Below are 25,434 nucleotides of genomic sequence, written 5' to 3'. Positions count from 1 at the left end.
TGGCTTGGCGGCATTGGCGCAGTGCGCGGCTTCGCAGTGAGAGGCGTCTCAACGGCAATCAGGCGGCAGCCTGCTCCGGCTTCCTTCGCTGCAGCACGAAGATCGGCTGCGCCCACTGCGTGTCCTTCTTCTTCTTGCTCGTGATGAGCGTGAGTTCGGAAGGATCGTAGACGTCCGTGTTGTGCGTCAGCGGCGTCGTCATCAGGTACTGCGCATCCGTGTTCTTGAGGAACTCGCCGACCAGCTGGATGTTGCGGATGTCCAGGTGGGCGAACGGTTCGTCGATGAACACGAAGCCGCCGGAGCCGTCTTCGGACTTCAGCAAGCCAATCAGCAGCACCAGCGACTTCATGACCTGCTGGCCGCCGGACGCTTCGCCGTCGTTCATGCCGATCACGCCCTTGCCGTCGAACTTGAAGCGCACGTGCAGGCCCGCCTGCGACAGCAGCAGGTCGTCGTTCTCCAGCTTGACCGGGTCGGCACTGACCTCGATATTGGCCAGCTCGCCCAGTTCCTTGATGTTCTTCGCGTACTGCTTGATCGTGTAGCGCAGCCGCTCGATGTACGCACCGCGCGCGTTGGCCGTCGCTTCGATGGCGCGGTTGTTCTGGTAGCGGCGTTCCTCCGTTTCCGATTTACGGCTGGACAGCTGCTCGTTCAGGCGCTGGTACTGGTCGATGACCGTCGCGTCCAGCTCCCAGTCGTCGCGCGCCAGGCTGGCCTGCAGGCTGGCGATGCGCAGGTCGACCTGGTGCGCGTTCTGGTGCTGGGCGACGAGCGCCTGGCGGCGCGCGGGACGGCGCCACGCACCTGGCAGGTGGCGCCACTGGCGCCGCAGCGCCAGCAGGGCACGGGCGTGGTCGCTGCGCTGCTCCAGCTGGCGCTTGTAGTTCAGGCGCATGCCCGCTTCCGCTTCCGACAGCGCCATGCGTGCGCCCTGCCATGCGGAGTCGGCACGCGTGCGCGCCACGGTGGCATTCTTCATCAGGCCCTGCAGCTCGCCCAGGCGCGTGCCCACTTCCAGGCGTTCGGAGCGCAGCGGCACGGCCGTGCGCGCGGCTTCGTCGAATTCGTCGGCGCGGGCCGACAGTTCCTTGACCGCATCGACGCCGGCCACGCGGGCCTTCAGCGCGCTGGTCTCGGAAGCCAGGCGGCTGATCTGCAGCGTGAACTTGTCTTCCTCCGCCTCCAGCGCCGGCAGGTTGCGGGCAATCGCTTCCTGGCGCTGCGTACGGCCGGCCGAACCGAAGCGGTAGCGCGACACCTCGACGAACAGCGAGCGCCCGCCGCGGCGCTCCTTGTGGTACGCGTCCGGCGTGATCCATTCCTCGATATTGCCCAGGCGCGCGCCCTCTTCCACCGAGTCGACGCGCGTGATGCGCGACAGCTGGTCGATCAGCCACTCCGGCGCGCGCGCCGTGAAGCGCACCACTGACAGCAGGCTCTGGTTCTTCGGCTCGTGCGCCTTGACGCATTCGGGCACGATGAAGTGGCGATAGCGTTCCTTCTCCGCGAGACGGTAGGCGGCCGACGCATCGGACGCATTCTCCAGCAGCACGACGGACGCATAGCCGCCCAGCACACCCTCGACGGCACCCTGCCACTTCGGATCCGTCACCTCGACGATATCGGACAGCATCGCGTGCGCGATATTGGCGTCGCGCAGGGCGCGGCGCATGGCGCGCACATTGTCCGGCTCCGGCATCGCCGTCTTGCCCTGCAGCGCCGCGATCGTCGCCTTGTCGGCGGCGATGCGCGACGACACCGCGTCGCGCGACGCGCGCAGCTTGGCCAGCTCCGCTTCCTTTTCTTCCAGCTGCGCGGCCACGTCGGCCACGTCGGCGCCCGCTTCGGCCGCCAGCTTCTGCAGGCGCGACTTCTGTTCGATCAGGCTGTCCAGGGGTTTCAGTTTCGCGTTCAGCAGCGACAGGCGGCTTTGCAGCGCCGTCGATTCCTGCTCGAGGACCGTCTCCTGCTGCTGTGCGTCCTGCAGCAGCTTGGCCTGGCGTTCCACGTCCTTGCGCTTGTCCAGGATGATCTGGTCCACCTGCGCCAGCGGCTTCTTCGCCTCGCGCAGCTGGCGGCCGATGTTGTTGGCCTTCTCGCGCGCCTCGTGGTACTCCAGCGACGGCAGCACTTCTTCCTGCAGGTTGCGGCGTTCCTTGTGCAGCGTTTCCCACTGGTGATAGTTGGCCACGCGCAGGCGCAGCGCTTCCAGGTTGGCGCGCGAGCCGTCCAGCTCCGCCTCGAAGCGTTTCAGTTCCTCTTCCGTGTCGCGCTGGTGGCGCTTCGCCTCGTCGTACGCGTCCAGCACTTCCTTGTCGCCGAACACCTGGAACACCAGGTCCAGCAACTGACGGGGCGCATACTCGCACAGCTTGTCCGTCTCGCCCTGCTCCAGGGCCAGCACCTTCGCCATCGCCGGCGACAGGCCGGCCGACGCGAGGCGCTTGCGATAGTTCTCGACGCCCAGCCAGTCGTTCGCTTCCGTCACTTCCTCGATCTCGACGTTCCCCGGGCGCATCAGGTACTGGCGCTTCCAGTCGCCGCCGTTCTTCTGGATCTGGCAGAACAGCGTGACCTCGTCCTCGGCAAAGAAGCCGCTGGCGCGGAACGGCCGGTTCGACAGCTGGCGACCGGACGGCTTGTTGTCGACGACGGCGCGCAGCCATGCGCTTTGCTGGCCGGAGTGGCGCGCATAGTGCTTGTAGGTGCGGCCCATCGAGCAATCGAGGCCGAACAGCGTGCGCAGGGCGTCCAGCAAGGTGGTCTTGCCGGAACCGTTCTGGCCCGCGATCGTGATGATCTTCGCGTCGAGCGGGATGTTCTTGATGCGCTGCCAGTAATCCCAGTGGACCAGCTCGAGCGATTTGATGTGGAACATGGTTCAGCCTTCGTTCGGTGTTTCGGGAGTATCGGCGCTGCCTTCCGCGCTGTCGACCGCCTGCTCGCCTTCGGCGGCGGCGCGGGCGGCGGCGGCGTCCAGCACGGCCGCTTCGACTTCGCGTGCCATCGTGGTGGCGGCGCGCGAGGCCTTGCTGGCGCGGGCCGCGTCATTGGCGGCGGCCGCTTCGGCCAGCGCCGCGCGCGGGATGTGCACGACCTGGGCCGGGGCGCGCTTGAACACGTCCGCCAGCGCGCCGTTGATGATGCGTTCCTTCAGCAGGTCGGTGTCCATCAGGAGGTCCAGCAGAGGGCCTTCGACGATGATGTCGCCGCGCCGCTCGATGAAGCCCAGCTTCGACAGGATGCCCAGGTTCATGTCCATGCGCGTCTTCTTGCCCAGCTTGTCGCCGAAGTCGGCCAGCAGCGCCTTGTACGGGATGCCGATGGACGTGTCTTCCGCGCGCGGCACGGGCTTGTCGGTGCCGAACATGTCGTTCTGGTCGTCGTCCGCGTGCTGGTGCGTTTCCTGGCGTTCGCGCTTGGGCAGGATGATCAGCGCCCACAGCACGACCAGCAGTGCGACGCCGTCTCGGGCCAGGCCGAAGTTATTGTTCTGCCACGTGTCGCGCGCGCCGAAGATCTTCGGTTCGATCGTGCGGTGCAGCGCCAAGGTGACGTGGTCGGCGTAGACGTTGTCCAGCAGCTTCAGGCCCGTGGCCAGGAGGCGCGCATCGACCTCCATGCGGAACTGTTCGTCCGACAGCGCGCGCTTGACCAGCTTGTCGTCGCGGCGCAGCGTCTGGTGCGTCAGCAGGCGCGCGATCAGGATTTGGGAATCGTCATTCATCGGCCTTGCCGCTTTCCAGGTCTAGTGAGAGGGATGCCAGCGTCATGGCCGCGACTTCCAGGTCGGGCAGCTGCACCATCGTGTCGGTGGGGGTGAAGGTGATCGGCAGGCGCGCCAGTTCGGCCGTGGCGCCCTGCAGGCTCGCTTCGGAGACGTCGCCCAGCAGTGGCAGCAGCGAAGCGCGGTAGGACGCCACCGCGAAGCTTGCCGGCAGCAGCGATTCGTGCGCCGGGATTTCCTTCGGCGATTCGGCGGCGATGCTGGGGAAGTTGTTCAAGGTGGCGAAGTCGGACAGGCGCGCCAGCCAGTCATCGAGCTCCTTGGCCATCGCCGGGGTGTCGTTGATCGTCGTCGGCGCATCGGTACCGGACGGCAGGCCGCCGGCCACCGCGCTGACGCGCTCCGTCAGCAGCTCCGTCTCGGCCACGTCGATCATCTCGGCCGGCGTGATGAACAGCGGCTTCACGGGCTGGTCGATGGCGTCTTCCGCCAGTGACGCGAGGTCCTCGTGCGCCAGCAGCCAGCGCTTGATGTCGGTGGTGGACAGGCCGGACTGGCCCAGGTGCACGCGCTGGCGTTCGATCTGGTTCAGGGCGCGCGAGAACATGCCCTGCATGTTCAGCAGCGCGCTCTGGGCCCGGCCGATGGCCTGGGCGGCGCGGTGCGTGGCGTGGTCGGCGTTCTCGTCGCTGGTGATGGCGCGCAGGATCTCGCTGCCCTTCTCCACCCAGTCGCACGCCGTATGCCACTTGGCCTGCGACTCGCGCAGGCGGAACTCGGAGCCGGACGCGATCGCGTCGCGGAATTCCTCGGTCAGGTCGACCAGGCGGCCCAGCAGGTGCTGCAGCTGTTCCACCGTGACGCCGCCGATGGCCTGGGCGCCGGCCACCTGCGACAGCAGGAAGCCCATTTCCGCATGGTCGTCTTCCTGCGCGGGGGCCAGCAGGCTGTCGATCGCGGACAGCACGTTGCGCGCCATGGGCGTCACGCGGTAGACGCCCTGCTGTGCATCCCAGGCCAGCAGCTGGTTCGAGCGCAGGCGCGTCAGCACCGTTTCCAGGCTCTCGGGCAACAGGTAGGCCAGGCGCGTGTTGATGTCGGCGCGCGAGAACGCGGACGAGGCGGTGTCGTTGGCCAGCTCGCGCAGCACCAGGAGGCGCACCAGGACGCTCTCGAAGCCGCCATGGAACAGCGCCGTAAACACCTGCAGCAGCGGCTGCGCGCGTTTCAGGTGGAAGACCTGCTCGATCTCGTCGACGGAAACGTGGGGGTGGAAATGGGCCTGCAGCGCCGCGTTCTGCTCGTTCTGCTGGTCCGGTTCAAGGGCCTCCATGGCGGTCGGATCGCCAGCCGGGGCGGCGTTCGGTGCATCGCCTGCTGCCTTGGCCGCTGCTTTGTTTGCTGCACTACTCGCTGTATTACTCATTCTGCTCCGGGGGTATCTGGCCGGCCCGGTGCAAGTTTGTCATTGGCTTGCTGTCCCGAGCGGGGGCGTCAGTATACCAGTTCCCGGACGCAAACCCGCGCGGAATGCGGAGAGAGCCCGAGGGGACGGGCACCGATCTTCGGCTCTCCGAGCCGAAGATCGGTGCCTGTCCCCGTTGGTTGGTTGCCTATTTTTTGACGACCTTGTCGAGTAATTGCTCGAAAGAATCGCCGTCTTCTTCGGTAAAGACCAGCCGCACGGGATACCACTCCAGCGAAGGCGCCAGCCACAGGTCGACCTGCTGGCCCTGCTTCGACCTGGGCGGCGCCTTGCTGAAATGGACGGCCTTGACGCTGCCCTGGCCCGTCTGCACTGTCTCGCTGCCCACCACCTTGAAGGTCCACGTCTCGGCGCTGCGCCGGCCGGCCACGTAGATCGACCATTCCGAACCGGGCGTGAATTTCTCCGGTGTGGCGCGGGCGAACGCAGCCAACTGCCAGGGCGCGCTGCTGCGATCCTGCTCGCCGCCCTTGAGCGGCACCGACTTGTCGTTGTCGGCGAAGTCGATGACCTTGGCGTCGCGCTTGAACGTCGTCGTGCCGGAACCCTTGCGGATGCGCTTCTCGTAATAGCTGTCCGGCGCCAGGCCGTAGGCGTCGACGCCGCCTTCGCTGCGGTATTCCAGCACCTTGCCGAAGATACCGGAGCGGGCCTCCGTCAGCAAGGTGTACTTGCCGCCGCCCTGTTGCCACGTGATCGTGCCGTTGCCGGCCAGCGGGATGCCGTGGCTGTTCGCCTTGACCGAATACACCAGCTCCGCCGATGGCGGCAGGTTGACCGGGCGCTTCACGCTGGGATGGTCGTCGTCGGCCTGCGCCGTGGCGGCGGCCAATAGCGCGATGAGTGTCAGTGCTGTCTTGCTGCGCATTGCTGGTCCTTTTGGTTTACTGCGGCCGCAAAATCTTCGTGACCGTCTGCGTCGTCACGGCGCCATTGCCTTCCGTGTTGCGGATCTGCACCGGATACCAGTCCAGGCTGGGCGCCAGCCAGATGTCGAGCCGGGCGTTGTAGCTGCCCGGGCGCGGCGGGCGGGCCAGCCGCCACGTGACGAGGCGCCCCATCCTCGTCTCCAGCTCCTCCTCGCCCACCAGCTGGAAGCGGTAGATCGTCGCTCCCCGATCCTCGCCCACCTGGATGTCGATGTCGCCGGCGAACTGGTTGACGTCGCCGCGGCCGATGGCGGCCAGCTGGAACGGCACCGTGGCCTTGTCCTGTGCCCCGGCCAGCAGCGGCACGCTGGCGGCGCTGGCGGAAAACGTGATGCGCCGCTCGTCCGGGTGGAAGTGCGTGGCCGTCATGGAACGCGTGCGGCGCTTCTCCGTCATCTTTACCGGGGCGATGCCGGCATCGTCGATGGTGCCCTCGCTGATCAGCGCCAGCAGGTCGACGCGCGCGATCAGCATGCTGATGCCCACGTTCAGGCCCACCTTGTACGTGCTGCCGTCCGTCTGCCAGCGCATGTCCGCGACACCGGACCACTTGCGTCCGTCCGCATCCGTACGCTGCACCTCCAGTTCAAACGCGGCAGGGGGCGGTACGTTGACGCGGAACCGCCGACCGGCCGCAGGAACCTCCGGCGCGGGCGCGGCTGGCGGGGCGGGCGCCGGTTCCGGTGCCTGTGCTGGCACGGTTGCCGGTGCGGGTGCAGGTTCAGGCGACGGCGGCGTCACCGGTGCCGGCTCGGTCGATTGTAGCGTGGCTGCGTCGTCCGGCGCGCCGCCTTGCCCGGCAGGCGCCCCGGCATTGTCCACCAGGCCTTCCGGCGGCGGGGCGGACTGCGGCTTGGGAGCGGCCGGTCGGGGGGCGGCGGCAGCGGCGCGACGGGGGCCTGCCGCTGCACGGTCTCGACCCGCTGCGGCAGCGCCAGCCGCAGCTGCGCGCTGACGGTGGGCGGCGCTTCGCGGTGTTCGTCGGCCATGCCGATGCGCGCCGCCAGCCAGTCGATCGTGATGTAATGCAGCATCACGGTAGCCGCGCCGAGCAGCAGCGTGCGGCCATGCCGGCGGAGGAAGGGTTGCGACGTCATGGCGCTAGTGTAGCGCCTCCGTTCGTCGCTTGCTTCCCGCTACGGGCAACTTTTCAGCCCGCCGGCATGACAATCTGCTACGCTAGGCGCGCATCGCCATCTGGAGGACGACTAATGAGCACACCGCAAATGCCAAATATCCCCGGCGCCGCCGCGATGACGGATACGCTGGATTTCGTGAAGAACCTGTGGGGCAGCATGGGCGTGCCCGGCATGTCGCTGCCGAGCCTGGCCACGCCCACGCTGTCCGTCGATGAACTGGACAAGAAGATCAACGACCTGAAGGCGGTCGAGTCCTGGCTGAACCTGAACACGGCCATGCTGCGCAGCAGTATCCAGGCCCTGGAAGTGCAGCGCAACACCATCGCCACGTTGAAGTCGATGGGCCAGACGATGGCCGAGGCGATGCAGCAGCCCGGCCGCCAGGACGCCAACCCGTACACCGCCGCGTTCTTCCAGCACTTCGACGCCACCAAGACGGGCGCCACCAAGCCGGCCGAGGAGACGAAGGCCATGCTGAAGCCCGACGCCGCCGCGGCGGCGACCGCGCAGATGGCCAATCCCACCGCGTGGTGGAACCTGTTGCAGGAGCAGTTCAAGCAGGCCGTGAGTTCGGCGATGGTGCCGGACCAGGGCGGCAAGGTCTCGCCAACGGCGCCCGTGCCGACCGCGCAGGACAACAGCGCGCCGCCGGCGGATGCCGCCGATGGCGATGCGGCCGCGCGCAAGCCGGCCGCCAGGAAGGGCGTGGCGCCGCGGCCGAAGGAGTAGCGTTGGCAGGGGTCTGTCCCCATCGGGGACTGACCCCGAAGTTCTGCAAAGGCTGCGTCGTCGCATACCAACTTCAGGGTCAGTCCCCTGCGGGGACAGACCCATGCGCTAAGCCGCGGGCGCCTCGGCCACGCCCCGCAACGCATCGATCTCCGCATCGATCGCCTCGGGCGTCTCGGCCCGCCCCGGGATCAGCATCTGCAGCTGCTCCACCAGCTGGGCGAAGCGCTGCTGGCCCGCCGCCAGCTCATCGACGTGCATCAGCACACCGTTCGCCTCGACCATCAGCGCCTCGTCGTACCCGTGCAGCTGCATGTGGTTGATCAGCATCTGCGCCGAATTGAACAGGATCCGCATATTGTCCGGCAGGCGCACGCGGGCATCGCGCATCCATTCCACCGCTTCCTCCAGCTTCCCGGTTTTCCACAGCAGCACGCCCTTGTTCATGATTTCGTTGGCCTCGCGCCGCGCCCCCGCGATGTATTCCATGCCTTCGTCGCCCATGCGCGCCTTGTCGAAGATCTTCTGCACTTCTTCCACCAGCACGGGATTGTCATGGTTGTTGCGAATCACGTGGCACAGCAGCTCCACTGGGGCATCCTTGACGCCGACCGCGAACAGCAAGGTCGCCATCTCGATACAGGTCGCCGTCTGCGGGCGCTTCGATTCGCGTTGCAGCAGCGCTTCGAGTTCGTCGCCGGACTTGCGGGCGCGCCGGAAATCGCCGCTCTCGTGGTAAACCAGGCCCTCGGTGATCTTGCTGCGCAACTGCACCACGTCGCCGGGAAAATCGCGCTGGGCGGCCGCCAGCAGCCGCAACGCCTCCTTGATGTCGCCCTTCATGCCGCATACGCGCGCCATGCCGAGATACGCGTCCACCGTGCGGGCGATCGAGTATTCGCCGATGGCGATGCACTTGCGGAAGGCGTGTTCCGCCAGCGGGATGTTCCCCAGCCGCAGCGCCGTGTTGCCCAGGCTGCGCTGGCGCGGCACGGAGTTGGGCGACAGCTTGGCGGCCTTCTCCAGCACGCCGCACGCGTCCTCGTGCCGGCCCAGCAAGGTCAGCGCGCCGGCCAGCTGGTCGTACGCGTCGATATAAAAACGGTTCTCCGCGATCACGCCCTGGAACATCTGGCGCGCGGCCTCGTGGTCGCCGTTGGCCAGGCGGATCCTGCCCAGGCCCGTGCGCGCCCAGTTGTACTCGCGCTCTTCCAGCAGCCGCTCGTAGACGGTGCGCGCCTTGTCCGGCTCCCCGGCCTTCAGCAAGAGGCTTGCCTTCAAGCGCATCAGGTCGATCTCATGCACCTTGTGCTGCGCCACCTGGGCGTCGCACAGCTTGGCCGCGCGCAGGTAGTCCTTCTCGATGTAGGCCGCGTCGATCTCGCGGAACACCTGCTTTTTATGCCAGACGCGGTTCAGGCGCGTCAGCAGCACGCCTTCCGTGATGGGCTTGATGACGTAGGCGTCCGGCTGGTGCTCGGCCGCGCCCATGACGGATTCCACGCTTTTCTCGGCCGACACCATCAGCCACACGCTGCTGGGGATCATCAGGTTGCGCACCCGCGCCTCCTCCAATACCTGCTGGCCGTTCTTGCCTTCGCCCAGGTTGAAGTCGCACAGCACCACGTCGTAGTGGGTGCGCAGCAGCAGCGTCATCGCCTCGCCGCCGGACGACGCCTGGTCGATGTGCTTGGCGCCGATATTGCGCAGCGACTCGCGCAGCAACTGGCGGATGCCGACGAAATCGTCGACGATCAGGTAGCGCTTCTCGGCCCAGTCGACATCGGCGATGTCCGCGCTGGGCGCGCCGCTGGCGGTGATGTAGGTGGTCGTCATGGCAACGTCAGCACGAAGCGCCCGCCGCCCAGCGGACCGCCGTTCTCCAGCCGGATGGCGCCGACGGCCTGGCGCCGCTTGTGCATGCGCGCCACCTCGCTGGCGAAGAACAACCCCAGGCCGCTGCTGTTGGTGAGGAAGTTGACGCCCTGGCCCACCAGCGTGCCCGCCTCCAGCATCGACGGCGGGAAACCCGTGCCGTTGTCGGCCACGGCCAGTTCCAGCATGCCGTCGCGTTCGGCGATCGTCAGGCGGATGCGGTCGCGCGTGTAGCGTACGGCGTTGTTGACGGCATGCGCCAGCACGCCGATGACGAGATCTTCGTCGAAGGTCCACAGCAGGTCGCCATCGAACTCCAGCTCCAGCACGATCTGCTTCGATTCGAGCAGCACGCGCGCCTGCCCCGCCACCTGCTGCACCAGTTCGCGCACGGGTACCGTGTTCGGCTCGAACGGATAGGTGGGCTTGCCCACCTCCTTGTACAGGGCCAGCAGCTGCATCAGGTTGTCGGACAGGCGGCGCGTCTGGTACAGCATGTGCGCCATCTGCGGATAGGCGGGGTCGCCCTGGTCCGCCGGCTTGCCGTGATCGAGCAGGTTCTCCAGCGTGCCGCCCAGGACGCTGATCGAATTTTTCATGTCGTGTACTGTGGAAGCCAGAAACATGAACAGCTCGGGCGAGCCTTTGTGATCGTCCATCCTGTATTACTCCAACGCGATTTTGGTGGACGGATTATATCGCGATGCCACATGGCAACATTCAGCAAACGCTCACAACCCTTGAATAATCAACGGTTATGGCGCGCTTGCGACACTTCCGGTGGCAAGGCGTTTGCGCTCTTTCAACAAAAAGCGGGCCGGGTCCAGCGCCGCCGCCAGGCCCGCTTCCAGCGGCAGGGGTTCGTCTTCCAGCATGCACGCCAGCAGCTCGGCCGCCAGGGGCGCCCAGATCAAGCCGCGCGACGCGTAGCCCAGCAGCCCATGCAGGTTTGGCAAGCGTGCCACGTCGCGCAGGCGCTCCGGCCGGCCTGGCGCCGCGTAGTCGGGCAGCGCCCCCACCAGCGGCAACCGGTCCGGCGCCATGCAGCGCAGGCCAACGCGGCCCTGCAGCGGCAGGCTGTCCGGTACCCGCGCCGGCCCCAGGATCTCGCGCGCCCGCGCCAGGTTCTCTTCCTGGCTGGCGGCGCGCAGCGTGCGCTCGGCATCCTTGTCGTAGGTCGCCCCCACGCTGACGATGCCGTCCACTGGCGGCGTCATGTAGGCCTCGCGGCAGACCACCAGCGGCAGCGCAGTAAAGTCCGGCGCGGCGACGTGCGTGACCTGGCCACGCATCGTGTACAGCGGCAGCGTCGCTGTCTGCGCCAGGGTCAGCGCGCCGGCACCGTTGGCGACGATGGCGTGGACGGCACTGGCCAGCACGGCACCGTCCGGGCCGACGGCGTGCCACAGGCCGTCGCGCCGTTCCAGCCGCACGGCTTCGGCACGGAAGACCCGGCGCAGCCGGTCGCCGCAAGCGGCCAGCATGGCACGGCAGGTCGACGCCGGATTGGCCCAGCCGCCCTGGCCGAACAGCCACGCGCCGTACGGCGTGGCGGCACCGAGCAGGCTGGTGGCCGCGCCGGCATCGAGCCAGCGCACGAATGCTTCCGGGTAGCCCCATTGTTCGACGACCTCGCGCTGCAAGGCCGCATGCTCGCCGTCGCGCGCCAGTTGCAGCACGCCGCATTGCTCGCCCAGCATCAGTGCGCCCGTGGGCGACAGCCCGCCCAGGCGCTGCCAGTGGCGCAGCGCGTACAGGTAGGCCGCCCGGGTCAGCCGGGTCGGGATATTGTCGTCGCGCGACAGCAGCGGCATGAAGATGCCGGCCCGGTTGCCGGAAGCCTCGGTGGCCGGTTCGGCATGCCGTTCCAGCAACGTCACCTGCCAGCCGCGCGCGCACAGGCGCTCACACGCGGCGCTGCCCGCCACGCCGGCGCCGATGACGATGGCGCTGCGCTCGGGCGGCGCCGGCCGGGGCGGCTGCGGCTTGCGGCTGGTGTAGCGCGCTTCCAGCCAACCCGGCGCCGTGCCGTCGTCGCCCCACGAAAAGCCGGCCGCGCGCAAGCCGCGGCGCCAGGCGTCGTCGCCGTCGCAGGCGGCCAGCCGGGCATCCGGCACCGCCAGCTTGCCCAGCACCCGCGGCGACGCCAGCGGGGCCGGCACGATGAACTCGTCGACGCGGGCCGTCACTTCGCCCAGGTTCGCCTCGACGTCGCCCAGCAGGATGTCGAGCGTAGTACGGCCGGCGTCCAGCAGCAGCCGGTGCAGGCCCGCCACGGCTGTCGGCCAGGCGGCACGCAGCGTTTCGTCGGCGATGGCTTGCGCCGGCGGCAAGGTGGCGAGCACGGCGATGTAGTGCAGCGGCGCGCCGGCGGCGCGCGCCGCGGCCAGCCGTTCGCCATGGCCGAAGCCAGTGTCGAGGACGACGTGGCGCATGTCAGGGCGCCAGCCGCGCGCACTCGCGCTGCCGGAAGCACGTGGCGGCATGGTCGTTGACCATGCCGATGCCCTGCATGTAGGCGTAGACGATCGTCGAGCCGACGAACTTGAAGCCTAGTTTCGCCAGGTCCTTCGAGATGCGGTCGGACAGCGCCGTCTTCGCCGGGAAGTCGCCGGCGTTCTGCAGGGGCTGGCCGTCGACGTAGGCCCACAGGAAGCTGTCCAGCGTCTGCCCTTGCGCGCGCAGGCGCAGGTAGGCCTGGGCGTTGGCGATCGCCGCGGCCACCTTCAGGCGGTTGCGCACGATGCCGGGGTCGGCCAGCAACTGCGCCACCTTGTCCGGGCCATAGGCGGCGATCCTGTGCGCATCCCAGCCATCGAACGCGGCGCGGTACGTCTCGCGCTTGTTCAGGATCGTTTCCCACGACAGGCCGGCCTGCGCCCCTTCCAGGTTCAGCATCTCGAACAGGCGCAGCTCGTCGTGGCAGGGCACGCCCCATTCCTCGTCGTGGTAGGCCAGGTAGCGGGGGTTGGCGGGATTGGCCCAGCGGCAGCGCTGGTAGTGGGCGGACGGTTCGGCGTGATTGGGCATGGTCGTGCGCGACGTTTCGGAGTTTCGCAGTATAAAAGAAGCCAGACACGAGACAGGGGAATTTGGCATGTCCGCTACAGAAACAACCGATGCCGGCAGTGAGCTGAGCGGCGCGCATTGGGTGCAGCGTTTTCCCGGCAGCCGCTCGCCGGACGACCTGGCGCCGCCGTTCCGCGAAGCCGTCATTGCCTTCCTGGAGGCGATGGCCAAGGCCAATATCCGCGTGCGCATCGCCGCCACGCTGCGTCCACGCGAACGGGCCTACCTGATGCACTGGAGCTGGAAGATCGCGCGCGGCAAGGTCGATCCCGCCGACGTGCCCGCGATGGCGGGCGTGCCGATCCGCTGGGTCCACCCGAATCCCAAGGACAGCGTGCGCGCGGCGCAGGACATGGTGGGCGCGTTCGGCATGAGCGGGCTGCGCACGGCGCCCGCGCTGGTGTCGCTGCACATCGACGGGCGCGCCATCGACATGACGATCTCCTGGCGCGGCGTGGCGCGCATCCGCGATGCCGCCGGCAAGGAAGTCATCCTCGATAAACTGCCCCGCTCCGGCATGAACCCGCAGCTGATCGCCGTCGGGCGCACGTATGGCGTCATCAAGTTCGTGGGCGGCAGCAGCGACAAGCCGCATTGGTCGGCCACCGGCCGCAAGACGCTGGGGCGCAATGCCTGAGCCCAGCGGGGCGGGACAGCGAATGCTAGAATTGCCGGATCGACCATACTCCCGGAACCGGCCATGGACACCGCGCCGCATGCCCCGCCGCTGGCGCTCGATACCGTCTGCGACGGTGCGAGCGCGGGCCATAACGAAGACCTGATCGCCGTGTTCGAACACGCTGGCGTGACCGACGTGCTGGTGCTGGACGGTGCCACGTCCGTGGCCGATGCCGACTACGTCGACCCGGCCCGCGGCGACGTGACCTGGTTCGTCCACGAATTTTGCCGCCAGCTCGAACCGCACCTGCGGCGCGAACGCGCGCAAGGCGACAGCGCGTTGCTGGCGCTGGCCGGCGTGCGTGCCGCATTCCACGCCCGCACGGCCGGCAGCACCGTCCCCGCCTTCGCCTGGCCCATCGCCGCGCTGACCTGGCTGCGTTTCCTCCGTGCCGGCGACACGTACACCGTGCACGCATGGTGCGTGGGCGACTGCAAGACGCTGCTGTTCGATGGCGCCGCATCGATCGGCGACCTCGATCCCTACGTCAATCCGCAGGAAGCCATCCTGCAGGCCCAGGTGGCCACGCTGGCGCAGGCCGGCATCGTCGAACCGGCCGCCCGCAAGGCCGCGCTGTTGCCGATGCTGCGCGCGCGGCGCGTGGAACAGAACATGGCCGCGGCGCCCACGATACTGTGCTTGTCACCGCAGGGGCCGATCGCGGCGCGCACGTTCACGGTGCCGCTGGCGCCCGGCGCGGCCGTCATCGCGATGACGGACGGCTTCTACCGGCTGGTCGACCCCTACCGACTGCTGACGGCGGGCGAGCTGGCGCGCCGTTGCGTCGCGGACGGCGCGGCCAGCGTGCTGGCCCAGCTGCGCGCCTTTGAGGCGGACCAGGGCCGCGCGGACGCCCTCGCGGTCAAGCGCGCCGACGACGCCGCGGCAGCCGTGTGCCGGGTGCCGGCGGCCAGTTGAACCAGGCCGGTCGCACCTTGGCCGCGACTTGCGGTACCATCGGAAGCCCGGGTTTCTTCAGGAGTTGTCATGCAATTCGAAGCAAGACTGGAATGGCAGCGTAACGGCCAGGCCTTCCTCGACCAGCGCTACAGCCGCGCACACGATTGGATCTTCGACGGCGGACTGCGCGTGCCCGCCTCGTCGTCGCCGCTGTCGGTACCGCTGCCGATGTCGGTCGCCGACAATGTCGATCCGGAAGAGGCCCTGGTCGCGGCCACGTCCAGCTGCCATATGCTGTTCTTCCTGTCGATTGCCGCGAAGCGCGGGCACGTCGTCGAAAGCTATACCGACAGTGCTGTCGGCCTGCTGGAAAAGAATGGGGACGGCCGCGTGGCGTTCACCAATATTACGCTGCGTCCGCAGATCGTGTTCGGCGGGGCGTGGCCCAGCGAAGAGGAGATCGCCGCGATCCACCACGAGGCGCATGACAAGTGCTACATCGCCAATTCGCTGAAGGCGGAAATCACGATCGAACCGGCCATCGAGCCGGACGGCAGCGACGAGCTGCCGGAGCAGACGCTAAGCTGAGGCTGGCCCGCCAAGCGTCGCCGATGCGGCGGGGACTGTCCCTGCGGGACTGTCCCCCTGGGTTGCTTATTTCACGGGCTTGGTGGCCGGATTGGAAGGATCGGTCGGGCTGTCCGTATTGCCGCTGTCTTCCTGCGCCTTCTGCATCTTGTCCTTCGATGCCGGCATGGTCGCGCTGCTGCCCGTCTTGCCCGCGCCGCTGGACCCCATGGCCGTGCCGCTGTTGCCCTTCAGGCTGGCCGACAGCTGCTGCACGTGGCCCATGTGCTGGTCGATGGTCGGCTGCAGTTTCGCGGCCAGGCCCTTGACGTCGCTGTCCTTCGCGTTCGACTGGGCCTTCGTGACGATCGCCTTGGCTTCCTTGTGGCTCTTGACGCCGGCGTTCTGCAGGTAGGCCATGTCGAACTTCTCGCCGGACATGCCTTCCAGTTTCTTCGCCATAGCCTTGTGCTTGGCGTCCAGCTCCGTCGGCAGCGCCACGTTCTTCGCCTGGGCCACGGCCTTGACCTCATCCAGGCCCTTGCTGTGATCGTCGATCATCTGCTGGGCAAACGTCTTCACCTCGGCGTTCTGCGACTTCTGCAGGGCCAGCTTGGCCGTTTCCACCTCGGCCATATTGGCCATGGCCATGTCCTTCAGCGACTTTTCGTCCGCCTTGCCCAGCGATTGCGCATGTGCCGCGCCGATGCTCATCAGCACTGCCAGCAGCGGTACGCCCAGGAAACTCTTCCACATCCTTGCCTTGTTCATGTGATTCTCCTATTGATGGTCATCTATTGAAGAGGCCGCTTCCAGGATCCTGTTTGGTCTTATTCTTTCTTCACGTATGCAAATTCATTCTACGTTGGATGGAGGGGAAAGGTCGCACCGCACGCGGGTCGGCAGCGGGACAAAAAAGCCCGGGGCAGCCGCAACTGGTGCGGCCGCCGCCCGGGCAACAGATGTCTGGCGGGAGCGGACTACAGCTGCTTGGCGGCCTGGTTCAGGCGCATGCGCATCACCTCGTTGGCGGCCGGACCGGGGGCGAACATATAGTCCTCGTCGCTGATGGCGCGGCCGCTGTTGGCGTCGATCAGGATCTGCGTGGCCGGCTCGCCCGTCTCACGGTTGACCACCAACAGGCTGGCGCCTTCCGGCGCCAGATGCTCGTTGCCCCAGGCGATAAAGGCCAGCAGTACCGGCTTGAATGCCCGCCCTTCCTGCGTCAGCAGGTATTCGTAACGGGGCGGCCGGGCGCTGTACTGGCGCTTTTCCATCAGGCCACTCGCGACAAGGCCGGCGAGGCGCCGCGTCAACATATTTGGCGCGATCTTCAGGCTCTTCTCGAACTCGTCGAAGCGCGTCAGTCCATAGAACGCGTCGCGCAGGATGAGGATGCTCCACCATTCGCCTACCTTGCCGAGGCTGCGCGCGATCGGGCAAGGCATCAGGCCAAAATCGGTATGTTTCATACTTCCCTCCTGTTGTTGCGTTTAGTGAATCAGGCTGCAAGCCGTAAAGGCTATGTTTTAACCTGAAAAGGGCATCCAGAAACTCACGAATAGTCACGACTGCAGGATTTCACAGGGTAACCATGGCTCTAGTATGTTGCAGTGCGAGATCCGCTGCTTTTGCCGGAGGCGACAGTGCCTTTGCCAGCGGCGAAAATGAATAAATATTTTTAAATGCGGGCATAATAGACAGCAAACTCATATGCAGTAGTCACACCATGTACCTCACCAGCGACGCCACCGTCCGCAATATACTCATCGTTGACGACTCGGCGTTCGAGCAGCGCATGCTGGTCGATTTGCTGAGCGAAATGCCCTACCGCGTGTCGGTGGCGTTCAATGGCGAGCAGGGATATCAGCTCGCATTGTCGCAGCGGCCGGACCTGATTCTGCTGGACGTGCGCATGCCTAATATGGATGGGTACGCATGTTGCCGGTTGTTAAAAGCCAATCCGATCACGCAAGATATTCCCATTATCTTTGTCAGCGGCATCGACTCCGCCGAAGACCGGATTACCGGGTTGTCGATCGGCGGCGTCGATTTTGTTTCAAAGCCTTTTACGCCCGGCGAACTGGCAGCCCGGATCCACGTGCACCTGAACCTGGTGCGGCGGGCGCCGCCGCCGCCAGCCGACCCCGGTGCGCCCGTCGATCCGGACGCCGTGACAGTGCGGGCGGCCATGCACCTGATCGCCGACAATCTGGGCGCCCTGCCCAGCCTGGCCGAGATCGCCCGCAGCGTGGGCACCTACCGCGAAAAGCTGAGCCAGTTGTTCCGCGCCCATACAGGCAAGACGGTTTTCGCGTTCATCCGCGAGGAGCGCATCGCGCGCGGCCTGCAGCTGCTGCGCGAGACCGATATGGACATCCAGGACATCGCCCTGCTGGTGGGCTTCCGCAGCGCCGGCAATTTCGCCACCGCCTTTCGCGAGAAGATGGGAATCACGCCCAGTGCCTACCGCCACGGCAGCGTGGATGAGAGCCCCGCCCTAGACCAATAAGTATATACGTTTCGCTCGCTTAAACTCGCGCCGCAGCCACCTTGCATAAAGAAGTATACATCTTGGTCTAGTTTGTTTATGCTGTCCAAAAGACAAGGACAGCAAATGCAACGATCCGACATTCCCAAGCCCACTGCCGCCGAACTGGAGCTGCTGCAGGTACTGTGGCCGCTCGGCGCCGCCACGGCGCGGCAGGTGCACGAAGCCATGCGGCTGGAACGACCCGGCCTGGCCTACGGTGCCGTGCTGCGCCTGATGCAGGTCATGCACGGCAAGGGGCTCCTGATCCGTGACGACAGCCAGCGCTCCCACGTCTACGCGGCAGCGCAGCCGCGCGACGCGTTGCAGACCAGCCTCCTGCAGGACCTGCTGCAGCGCGCCTTCGCCGGCTCGGCCAAGGCGCTCGTGCTGGCGGCCCTGAAGACGGGCATCTCGCGCAAGGAGCGCGAGGAAATCGAACGCATGCTGAAGGAGGACGACGCATGAACGCCCTGGTGGACGCCCTCGGCTGGACGCTCGTCCACTTCGTCTGGCAGGGCGCGCTGATCGGCCTGGCCACGGCTGCCGTGCTGGCACTGCTGCGCGATGCGACGCCGCAGGCACGCTATCTGGCGGCCTGCACCGGCCTGGTGCTGTGCGCGGCCTGGCCGCTGGCGCAATTCGGCCTGCGCCTGGGAGGCGGCATGGCGGAACTGGATGCCCACCCCGCCAGGGAAGCCGCCGGGGCCACCGTGCGCGCCCTGGTCCTGCAACCTTATATGGCGTGGATCGTGGCCGCCTGGAGTGTCGGCAGCGTGGCACTGGCGCTGCGCACTGCCCTGGGCCTCGCCTGGATCGGCCGGGCCGCCCGTGTCGGCGCGCGCGATCCGGCGTGGCAGGCACGCCTGACCCGGCTGGCCCAGGCCATGGGTGTGCGGCGCGCCGTGCGGTTGCGCATTGTCGACGGGATGGCCGGGCCCGTCACGGCGCTGTGGTGGCGGCCCGTGGTGCTGGTACCGGCCAGCCTGGTGTCCGGCCTGCCGCCCGAGCTGCTGCATGCCTTGCTGGCCCATGAAATCGCCCACGTGCGCCGGCATGACTACCTCGTCAACCTGCTGCAGAACGCGATCGAGACGGTGCTGTTCTACCACCCGGCCGTATGGTGGCTGTCGCGCCGCATCCGCCGCGAACGCGAACTGATCGCCGACGCGCTTGCCGCGGCCCACGCCGGCGGGCCGCGCCGGCTGGCACTCGCCCTTTCCGAACTGGAGAAACGCCAGTTCACCCACCCCGAACCGGCCCTCGCGGCCAATGGAGGAGACACCATGGACCGAATCACCCGACTGCTGCGCCCCGTCCCACGCCGCAACCGCGCCGCTTCCCTTGCCGCCGCATTGCCCGCACTGCTGCTGGCCGGCGCCTGCGTGGCCGGCCTGGCCCACGCCAACGCCGATGCGCCGGTGGACAAGCCCGAGAAACAGGCCAACATCGACTTCGCCTCGTGCGCCAAGCCCGCCTGGCCGGCGCAGGCGTTGGCGGCAAAGCAGAGCGGGACCGTCACGCTGCGCTTCCTGATCGAGCGCGACGGCAGCGTGGCCGACTCCCAGGTGCGCAAGTCGAGCGGCCATCCGGCACTCGACGAAGCGGCCCGCGAGGGCATCGCCAAGTGCCGCTTCCAGCCGGCCAGCAGCGCCGGCAAGCCGGTCAAGGCGTGGAACATGATGCAGTACGTCTGGGCGCCGGAATGAGGCGGCCGGCCATCGCCGCCGGATTGGCATCGCTGCTGGCGTTGGCCGGCCCGCTCGCGCAAGCGGCGGAGCTGCCGGCCTATCCGCTAGTCTCCACTGCCGGCAAGGCGCAGGCATGGCTGGCACCCGACCTGGGCGAACTGCGGTTCGAGACGGGCACGCAGCACACCAGCGCGGCAGCGGCCGACGCTCGATGAGCTGTCGACCGCCATCGCGGCACTGCTGGCCGAGCATGGCGTGGCCGCCGCCGACGTCGACAGCGCGGAGTTGGCCAAGAAGACGGTCGCGCTCAGCAAGCCGGCGGCGGACGGCGCCACCACGGCCTACGTGCTGACGCGCCACTACCGGGTGCAGGTGCGCGACCTGGCCCGCTGGCCGGCGCTGGTCGCCGCGCTGCTGGCGACCGAGCATGTGGACAGCCTGGGCGTCTCGTTCGACCGCAGCGACAGCGACCAGCTCAATCGTGACCTGATGCGCCAGGCCGCAGACGACGCCCGCGCCAACGGCAGCGCGCTGGCGCACTCTTTCCGCCGCAAGCTCGGACCGGCGATGGCGATCACGCGCGGCCAGCTGGACAAGCTGTCGGCGCCGTTCATCGCGCAAGCGGGCGGCGGCGAATCCCCGCCGCCCGCGCCCGCCAAGGCCAACTACGCGGTACCGCCGTCGATCCCGTTCGCGCAGGCGGTGACGGCGATATTCCGGCTGCAATAAGGCGTCAGGTGGCGGCCCGCATCTGCCGCCGCCACCACCACCATGACACCACCGCATTGACCCAGTACGCCGCGTACAGCGCGGCCGTCAGGTGCAACCCGCGGCTGGCATACAGCGGCACCGAGATCGTGTTCACCAGCAGCCAGACGGGCCACGTCTCGATACGGCGTCCCATCAGCAGGAACTGCGCGATGACGGAAAACGCCAGCACGGCCGAATCGATGAATGGCGCATAGGCGTCGGTGAACCGGTGCAGCATCAGGCCATAGGCAACGGTGGCCGCAATTCCTGCCAGCCCCAGCTGCGCCAGCGAGCGCACGCTGGCCGACGTGATCGGCAGCGGCGTCCCGCCGGCGCCGCGCCGCCACTGCACCCAGCCGACGATGCACGTCAGGATGAAAAAGACCTGCAATGCCACGTCCGCATACAGGCGCACGTCGTGGAACAGCACGGCAAACAGCGCGCAGCCGACGATGCCGAGCCACCACGAATGCACATTGTTGCGGCCGGCCAGCACGATCGAGACGGCCATGATGGCATTGGCGGCGATTTCCAGTGGCGACACGCGGCGTTCCTTTCACGGGTGATCGGCCATTGTCCCGGATGCGCCCGCAACAATCAATCGCTTGAGCGCTTCACCCACAAGGCCGGCAGCGCTGCTATAGTCGGCTTCCGATTCCTCCATCCACCATCACGCCGCCGACGCATGCCCCTGCCCCGCCATCTCGCGCCCGCCCTGTTGCTGGCCGCCCTCGCCGGCTGTGCCGCCACCCCGACCGCCACGGTGCCATGGCAGCCCGACCAGGGCGACGGCACCTACCGCAATCCCGTGCTGCATGCCGACTACTCCGATCCGGACGCGATCCGTGTGGGCGAGCGCTACTACATGACGGCGTCCAGCTTCAACTACGTACCAGGCCTGCCCTTACTCGAGTCGAGCGACCTGGTCAACTGGAAGCTGGTCGGCCACGCGTTGCCGCGCCTCGTGCCGGAAGCGGCCTTCGCGACACCGCAGTTCGGCAAGGGCGTGTGGGCGCCGTGCCTGCGCTGGCACGACGGCAAATTCTGGATCTTCTATCCCGATCCGGACCACGGCGTGTACGTCATCACGGCGCGCGATTTCGCCGGCCCCTGGAGCGCGCCGCACCTGCTCCTGCCCGGCAAGGGCATCATCGACCCGACACCCTTGTGGGACGACGACGGCAACGCCTACCTGCTGCATGCGTGGGCCAAGAGCCGCGCCGGCATCAACAATATCCTGACGTTGCGGCGCATGGCCCCGGACGGGAGCAGCCTGCTGGACGACAAGGGCCGCACCATCATCGACGGCAATCGCCTGCCCGGCTACCGCACCTTGGAAGGCCCCAAGTTCTACAAGGCGGACGGCTACTACTACGTGTTCGCGCCGGCCGGCGGCGTCGCCGAAGGCTGGCAGAGCGTCTTCCGGGCGCGCGCCATCGCGGGCCCATACGAGGAACGCATCGTCCTGGAACAAGGCCGCAGCAACGTCAACGGCCCGCACCAGGGCGCCTGGGTCCGGGCCGTCGACGGCAAGGACTGGTTCCTGCACTTCCAGGACAAGAAGGCCTACGGCCGCATCGTGCACCTGCAGCCGCTGCGCTGGAGCGACGGCTGGCCCGTCATCGGCGCGGAAGGCGTCAAGCCGGCGACCGGCGAACCGGTCGAACGACATGCCAAGCCGGGCGCTGGCGCCATCGAAGGTCCCGCGACCGGCGACGAGTTCGCATCGCCCGCCCTGGGCCCGCAATGGCAGTGGAACGCCAACCCGCAGCCGGGCTGGCACTCGCTGTCGGCGCGGCCAGGCGCGCTGCGGCTGTTCACGCAAGCGGTGCCGGATGCGCACGACTACGTGCGCGGCGCGCCGATCCTGTCGCAGAAGGTGCCGGCGCCCGCGTTCACCGTGCAGACGCACGTGGCGTTGCACGACGCGGCGGACGGCGACCGTGCCGGCCTGATCGTCGACGGCATGCAGTATGCGTGGCTGGGACTGCGCAGGCAGGCCGGCAGCACGCAGCTGGTGTATGCGCAGTGCACGCCGGCTGTCATGCGCTGCACGGAAACGACGCAGGTGCTGCTCGCCTCCGCACCCGCCGCGCTGCACCTGCGGCTGGAATGGGCGGACGGGGCGACGGTGCGGTTTTCGTACAGCGCCGATGGCACGACGTGGACGGCGGCGCCGGGTACCTTTGCGGCGCAACCGGGACGCTGGGTGGGGGCGACGCTGGGACTGTTCAGCGTCGGCGATATACAGGGTAGCGGTTACGCGGACTTCGATTACTTCCGGGTCGGCCGCTAACAATTCGAGGGGGCAGGGCGTTATCCCAACGCGAACACCAGGCCTGCGACCGGCTCCCCGCTGTCCTCGCGCAGCGTGCACGCCACCTGCTCGCGCACCGCAAAGCCATGCCGCGCAGCGACGCTGGCGACATACCCGGCCGCGTGCGCATACCGGCCGGAGGCGCGCAAGGCATAGCCTTCCCCCTCCAGCGCCTCGACCGACAGCACGAACAAGTCGCCGGCGCGCAATGCCTGCCGCGCCGCGGCCAGCACGGGGTCCAGGTCGCCGATATACACGAGCACGTCGGCAGCCGCCAGCACGTCCCAGTGCGCCGACTCGTGCGCCAGGTAGGCGGTCAGCTCGGCACAGGCCAGCGTATCGTAGACGCCCAGTTCGCGCGCCTGTGCCAGCATGCCGGCAGACAGGTCGACACCTGCCAGGTGGCGCGCCAAGGGCCGCAGCAGCGGGCCGCACAGCCCCGTGCCGCAGCCCAGGTCGAGGATGGCGAGATCGCGCCGTCCGTCCAGCTGGCGTGCCAGCACGTCGGCCAGCAATGCCGGCGTGCGGTAGCGCAGCACGTCGACGAGGTGACGGTCGAAGCGGCCCGCGTACTGGTCGAACAACGCGGCCACGTAGCCGGCTGGCGACGCCTGCGGGGCCGGCGCGGCACCCAGCGATGCCAGCAGGTACGCGACGGTGCCGGCATCGGCACCGCATGCGGCGGCGGCCTCGTACGCGGCCACGGCCTCGTCGCGCCGGCCCAGCGCCCGCAACGCATTCGCGCAACCCAGCCTGGCCCGAGCCGAACCGGGCCGCAGCGCCAGCGCCGCGTGATAGCTGTCCAGCGCCGCCTGCGGTTCATGCGAGCGCAGCAGCAACGTGCCGCGGCTGCACCAGGCGTCGGCATAGTCGGGCTGCGCCCGCAGCGCGCGGTCAAATGCTTCCAGCGCGTCGTCCATCTGCTCCAGCGCCGCCAGCGATACACCGGCGCCATGCAGCGCCTCGGCATAGGCTGGCCGCTCGGTCAGCGCGGCGCCGAAATCGTCCAGCGCGTCCGCATGGCGGTCCAGTGCCTGCAGCGCCAGCGCACGGTTGCAGAAGGCCTCGGGATAGCGCGGCGTCAATGCCAGCGCGCGGCCGTAGCTGTCCAGCGCCTCGTCCAGGCGGCCCAGGCGCCGCAGCGCATTGCCGCGATTGCACAGCGCCATTGGATAGTCAGGCTGCAATGCCAGCGCACGCTCATAGCTGGCCAGCGCCTCGTGCTCGCGGCCCAGGTCCTGCAGCACGGCGCCCAGGTTGCAATGGGCGATGGCGCGGCTGTCGTCGATGGCCAGCGCCTGCGCGATCAGGTCAAGGGCCAGTTGCGGCGCCTGGCGCTGGCGCGCGACGACGCCCGAGAGGTGCAGCGCATCGAAATTGGCCGGCTCGCGCGCCAGCACGGCGCCGTACAGCGTTTCCGCCTGTGCCAGCTCGCCGCGCTGATGGTGCGCGACGGCCTGCCGCAGCAGCGCGCCGGGATCGGAAGGATCGATGGAATTCATGGCCCGCATTAGACCACAGCGGCGCGGCCCCATCGCATGGATCATGTCATCGCCGCGTAAAAATCGGCATGCACAATACGTCTCGCTCAGTGGAGAGGGCAATTGGCGGCGCAAGCCGCCACTACCGGCGCCGGCGGTCGGGAAATATACCGGCACCACATTCCCACGCGGCTGTCCCATGACAGTTGCGCTATACATGGTGACAATATCGCGACCTTTCCCCCTATCGCGATGCTACACTTTGACTAGCCTCAAGACCAAGTCCCAGGCGGCAGGCGCTCCGCCAGTGGCGCCCTGCTGTGCAGTCCCGCACTGGCTCGCAATCGTGCGAATTCAGAGGGAGAGAACACCATGAAAAAATACGTTGTCCTGAGAAGCAGTGCCGCCGATGCGCGCGTCAAGCCCGGCCTGGCCGGCACGCGCCTGTTCGAGACGTTGCGCCATGCCGCCGCCGCGCCGCAAATCACCGTCGAGCGCCTGAGCGACAAGGAACTGGCGCAGGCGCGGGCCGAACCCGAAGTGCGGCTCGTCGCGCCGACGATGCCGACCCGCCTGATCGAACCGTTCAAGAGCGCCGCGGCGGCTGCGGCGGCCGACAGCTGGGGTATCGCGGCAGTCGGCGCCGATAAAAGCCGCTTTACCGGCGCCGGCGTCACCGTCTGCGTGCTCGACACGGGTATCGACGTGGACCACCCGGCGTTCGCGGGCGTCAACCTCGTCACCAACGATTTCAGCGGCGACGGCATGGCCGACGTGGTCGGCCACGGCACCCACTGCGCCGGTACCATCTTCGGGCGCGACGTGGGCAAGCGCATCGGCATCGCCCGCGGCGTGGAAAAGGCGCTGATCGGCAAGGTGCTGGGCAACGACGGCTCCGGCAGTTCCGAGATGCTGTTCAACGGCATGACGTGGGCACTGCAGCAGAACGCCAACATCATTTCGATGTCGCTGGGCTTCGACTTCCCCGGCATGGTGGAACAGCTGACGCAGGGCGGCATGCCCGTCGCGCTGGCCACGTCGCAGGCCCTGGAAGCGTACCGGGGCAACCTGCGCATGTTCGACGCCATCATGGCGATGCTGGACGCCCAGGGCGGCCTCGGCATCGAACCGCTGGTCGTCGCTGCGGCCGGCAACGAGAGCCGGCGCGGGGACAACAAGGACTTCCGCATCGCCGTCTCGCTGCCTGCCGCGGCGAATGACGTCGTCAGCGTCGCCGCCATCGGCAAGCGCAACGACAAGCTGTTCGTGGCCGATTTTTCCAACCACATGGCCCGCATCAGCGCCCCTGGCGTGGACATCACGTCTGCCTTTCCCGGCGGCGGCTTCGAGACGTGGAGCGGCACCAGCATGGCCTGCCCGCACGTGGCCGGCGTGGCCGCGCTGTGGTGGGAAGCGCTGCAGGAGGATGGCGTGCAGGCGGATGCACGCACCGTCGCGGCCAAGCTCTCGGCCACGGCGCGGCGCGACGTGTTCCCGCCCGATATCGACGGCACCGACATCGGCGACGGCTTCCTGACGGCGCCGGAGTAAAGCCAGGG

General features: G+C 67.8%; 25 protein-coding genes. 11 read left to right on the top strand and 14 right to left on the bottom strand.

The annotated features are described in order from the left end of the window. Positions 1-58: 58 nt before the first annotated feature. From PX653_RS25070 to PX653_RS25045, 6 genes are all read right to left on the bottom strand, one after another. Positions 59-2,884: an ATP-binding protein gene (locus tag PX653_RS25070; RefSeq protein WP_277415363.1), complete on the bottom strand. Its 2,826-nt coding sequence runs from the start codon at positions 2,882-2,884 to the stop codon at positions 59-61. A gap of 3 nt (positions 2,885-2,887) precedes the next feature. Then, positions 2,888-3,733, bottom strand: a complete 846-nt coding sequence (locus tag PX653_RS25065; RefSeq protein WP_277415362.1) for a hypothetical protein — start codon at positions 3,731-3,733, stop codon at positions 2,888-2,890. After that, positions 3,726-5,066: a hypothetical protein gene (locus PX653_RS25060; RefSeq protein ID WP_277415361.1), complete on the bottom strand. Its 1,341-nt coding sequence runs from the start codon at positions 5,064-5,066 to the stop codon at positions 3,726-3,728. Before PX653_RS25060 ends, PX653_RS25065 begins: the two co-directional genes overlap by 8 nt. A 280-nt stretch (positions 5,067-5,346) precedes the next feature. Further along, positions 5,347-6,087, bottom strand: coding sequence for a DUF3108 domain-containing protein (locus PX653_RS25055; protein WP_277415360.1), 741 nt, complete (start codon positions 6,085-6,087; stop codon positions 5,347-5,349). Positions 6,088-6,103: 16 nt separating this feature from the next. After that, positions 6,104-6,847 (bottom strand): DUF3108 domain-containing protein, encoded by a 744-nt coding sequence (locus tag PX653_RS25050; protein WP_277415359.1) that lies wholly within the window; start codon positions 6,845-6,847, stop codon positions 6,104-6,106. A 38-nt stretch (positions 6,848-6,885) separates the two neighbouring features. Beyond that, positions 6,886-7,245 carry a hypothetical protein gene (locus tag PX653_RS25045; protein ID WP_277415358.1) on the bottom strand — a complete coding sequence of 120 codons (360 nt, stop codon included), beginning with the start codon at positions 7,243-7,245 and terminating at the stop codon, positions 6,886-6,888. A 129-nt stretch (positions 7,246-7,374) separates the two neighbouring features. Here PX653_RS25045 and PX653_RS25040 point away from each other — a divergent pair, with 129 nt between their 5' ends. Then, positions 7,375-8,016 carry a PhaM family polyhydroxyalkanoate granule multifunctional regulatory protein gene (locus PX653_RS25040; protein WP_277415357.1) on the top strand — a complete coding sequence of 214 codons (642 nt, stop codon included), beginning with the start codon at positions 7,375-7,377 and terminating at the stop codon, positions 8,014-8,016. Between the two features lie 108 nt (positions 8,017-8,124). Here the strand turns inward: PX653_RS25040 and PX653_RS25035 are convergent, their stop codons facing one another. The 4 genes from PX653_RS25035 to PX653_RS25020 form a co-directional block, all read right to left on the bottom strand. Beyond that, positions 8,125-9,852 carry a tetratricopeptide repeat-containing response regulator gene (locus tag PX653_RS25035; protein ID WP_277415356.1) on the bottom strand — a complete coding sequence of 576 codons (1,728 nt, stop codon included), beginning with the start codon at positions 9,850-9,852 and terminating at the stop codon, positions 8,125-8,127. Then, on the bottom strand, positions 9,849-10,490 hold the full coding sequence (locus PX653_RS25030; RefSeq protein ID WP_307730855.1) for a sensor histidine kinase: 642 nt from the start codon (positions 10,488-10,490) through the stop codon (positions 9,849-9,851). Before PX653_RS25030 ends, PX653_RS25035 begins: the two co-directional genes overlap by 4 nt. A gap of 156 nt (positions 10,491-10,646) precedes the next feature. After that, positions 10,647-12,326, bottom strand: a complete 1,680-nt coding sequence (gene mnmC1 / locus PX653_RS25025) for an FAD-dependent 5-carboxymethylaminomethyl-2-thiouridine(34) oxidoreductase MnmC1 (protein ID WP_277415354.1) — start codon at positions 12,324-12,326, stop codon at positions 10,647-10,649. A gap of 1 nt (position 12,327) precedes the next feature. Continuing rightward, positions 12,328-12,921, bottom strand: a complete 594-nt coding sequence (locus PX653_RS25020) for a DNA-3-methyladenine glycosylase I (protein ID WP_277415353.1) — start codon at positions 12,919-12,921, stop codon at positions 12,328-12,330. A gap of 67 nt (positions 12,922-12,988) precedes the next feature. On the opposite strand from PX653_RS25020, the gene PX653_RS25015 reads away from it, so the two are divergent. The 3 genes from PX653_RS25015 to PX653_RS25005 all read left to right on the top strand — a co-directional run bounded on the left by PX653_RS25015 (position 12,989) and on the right by PX653_RS25005 (position 15,127). Continuing rightward, positions 12,989-13,597: a hypothetical protein gene (locus tag PX653_RS25015; RefSeq protein ID WP_277415352.1), complete on the top strand. Its 609-nt coding sequence runs from the start codon at positions 12,989-12,991 to the stop codon at positions 13,595-13,597. A gap of 63 nt (positions 13,598-13,660) precedes the next feature. Continuing rightward, positions 13,661-14,557 carry a protein phosphatase 2C domain-containing protein gene (locus PX653_RS25010; protein WP_277415351.1) on the top strand — a complete coding sequence of 299 codons (897 nt, stop codon included), beginning with the start codon at positions 13,661-13,663 and terminating at the stop codon, positions 14,555-14,557. Positions 14,558-14,626: 69 nt separating this feature from the next. Then, the gene (locus tag PX653_RS25005) at positions 14,627-15,127 is read left to right on the top strand and encodes an OsmC family protein (protein ID WP_277415350.1); all 501 of its coding nucleotides are present in this window, start codon (positions 14,627-14,629) and stop codon (positions 15,125-15,127) included. Positions 15,128-15,193: 66 nt separating this feature from the next. Here the strand turns inward: PX653_RS25005 and PX653_RS25000 are convergent, their stop codons facing one another. Further along, positions 15,194-15,877 carry a DUF4142 domain-containing protein gene (locus PX653_RS25000; protein WP_277415349.1) on the bottom strand — a complete coding sequence of 228 codons (684 nt, stop codon included), beginning with the start codon at positions 15,875-15,877 and terminating at the stop codon, positions 15,194-15,196. A 209-nt stretch (positions 15,878-16,086) separates the two neighbouring features. After that, positions 16,087-16,578, bottom strand: a complete 492-nt coding sequence (locus tag PX653_RS24995) for a winged helix-turn-helix transcriptional regulator (protein ID WP_277415348.1) — start codon at positions 16,576-16,578, stop codon at positions 16,087-16,089. A gap of 257 nt (positions 16,579-16,835) precedes the next feature. Between PX653_RS24995 and PX653_RS24990 the strand changes: the two genes are divergently transcribed. From PX653_RS24990 to PX653_RS24970, 5 genes are all read left to right on the top strand, one after another. Further along, entirely contained in the window at positions 16,836-17,618 is a 783-nt protein-coding gene (locus PX653_RS24990) for a response regulator transcription factor (RefSeq protein WP_277415347.1), read from the top strand. A gap of 105 nt (positions 17,619-17,723) precedes the next feature. Beyond that, positions 17,724-18,104 carry a BlaI/MecI/CopY family transcriptional regulator gene (locus PX653_RS24985; RefSeq protein ID WP_277415346.1) on the top strand — a complete coding sequence of 127 codons (381 nt, stop codon included), beginning with the start codon at positions 17,724-17,726 and terminating at the stop codon, positions 18,102-18,104. Continuing rightward, complete coding sequence (locus PX653_RS24980; RefSeq protein ID WP_277415345.1) at positions 18,101-19,345, top strand: M56 family metallopeptidase; 1,245 nt, start codon at positions 18,101-18,103, stop codon at positions 19,343-19,345. Before PX653_RS24985 ends, PX653_RS24980 begins: the two co-directional genes overlap by 4 nt. Then, a complete protein-coding gene (locus tag PX653_RS24975; RefSeq protein WP_277415344.1) occupies positions 19,342-19,542 on the top strand; it encodes a hypothetical protein in 201 nt (66 codons plus the stop codon). The genes PX653_RS24980 and PX653_RS24975 overlap by 4 nt, the downstream gene beginning before the upstream one ends. 40 nt (positions 19,543-19,582) lie before the next feature. Continuing rightward, the gene (locus tag PX653_RS24970; protein WP_277415343.1) at positions 19,583-20,056 is read left to right on the top strand and encodes an SIMPL domain-containing protein; all 474 of its coding nucleotides are present in this window, start codon (positions 19,583-19,585) and stop codon (positions 20,054-20,056) included. Between the two features lie 4 nt (positions 20,057-20,060). Here PX653_RS24970 and pnuC read toward each other — a convergent pair whose 3' ends face one another. Beyond that, complete coding sequence (pnuC, locus tag PX653_RS24965) at positions 20,061-20,621, bottom strand: nicotinamide riboside transporter PnuC (protein ID WP_277415342.1); 561 nt, start codon at positions 20,619-20,621, stop codon at positions 20,061-20,063. Positions 20,622-20,762: 141 nt separating this feature from the next. On the opposite strand from pnuC, the gene PX653_RS24960 reads away from it, so the two are divergent. Continuing rightward, entirely contained in the window at positions 20,763-22,373 is a 1,611-nt protein-coding gene (locus PX653_RS24960) for a glycoside hydrolase family 43 protein (protein ID WP_277415341.1), read from the top strand. A gap of 20 nt (positions 22,374-22,393) precedes the next feature. Here PX653_RS24960 and PX653_RS24955 read toward each other — a convergent pair whose 3' ends face one another. Beyond that, positions 22,394-23,896, bottom strand: a complete 1,503-nt coding sequence (locus PX653_RS24955) for a tetratricopeptide repeat protein (protein ID WP_277415340.1) — start codon at positions 23,894-23,896, stop codon at positions 22,394-22,396. Positions 23,897-24,247: 351 nt separating this feature from the next. On the opposite strand from PX653_RS24955, the gene PX653_RS24950 reads away from it, so the two are divergent. Further along, positions 24,248-25,426, top strand: coding sequence for a S8 family peptidase (locus PX653_RS24950; protein ID WP_277415339.1), 1,179 nt, complete (start codon positions 24,248-24,250; stop codon positions 25,424-25,426). Positions 25,427-25,434 lie beyond the last annotated feature (8 nt).

The sequence above is a fragment of the Pseudoduganella chitinolytica genome (assembly GCF_029028125.1).
Lineage (GTDB): Bacteria > Pseudomonadota > Gammaproteobacteria > Burkholderiales > Burkholderiaceae_D > Rugamonas > Rugamonas chitinolytica.
This window is presented reverse-complemented; position numbering and strand designations above follow the sequence as displayed.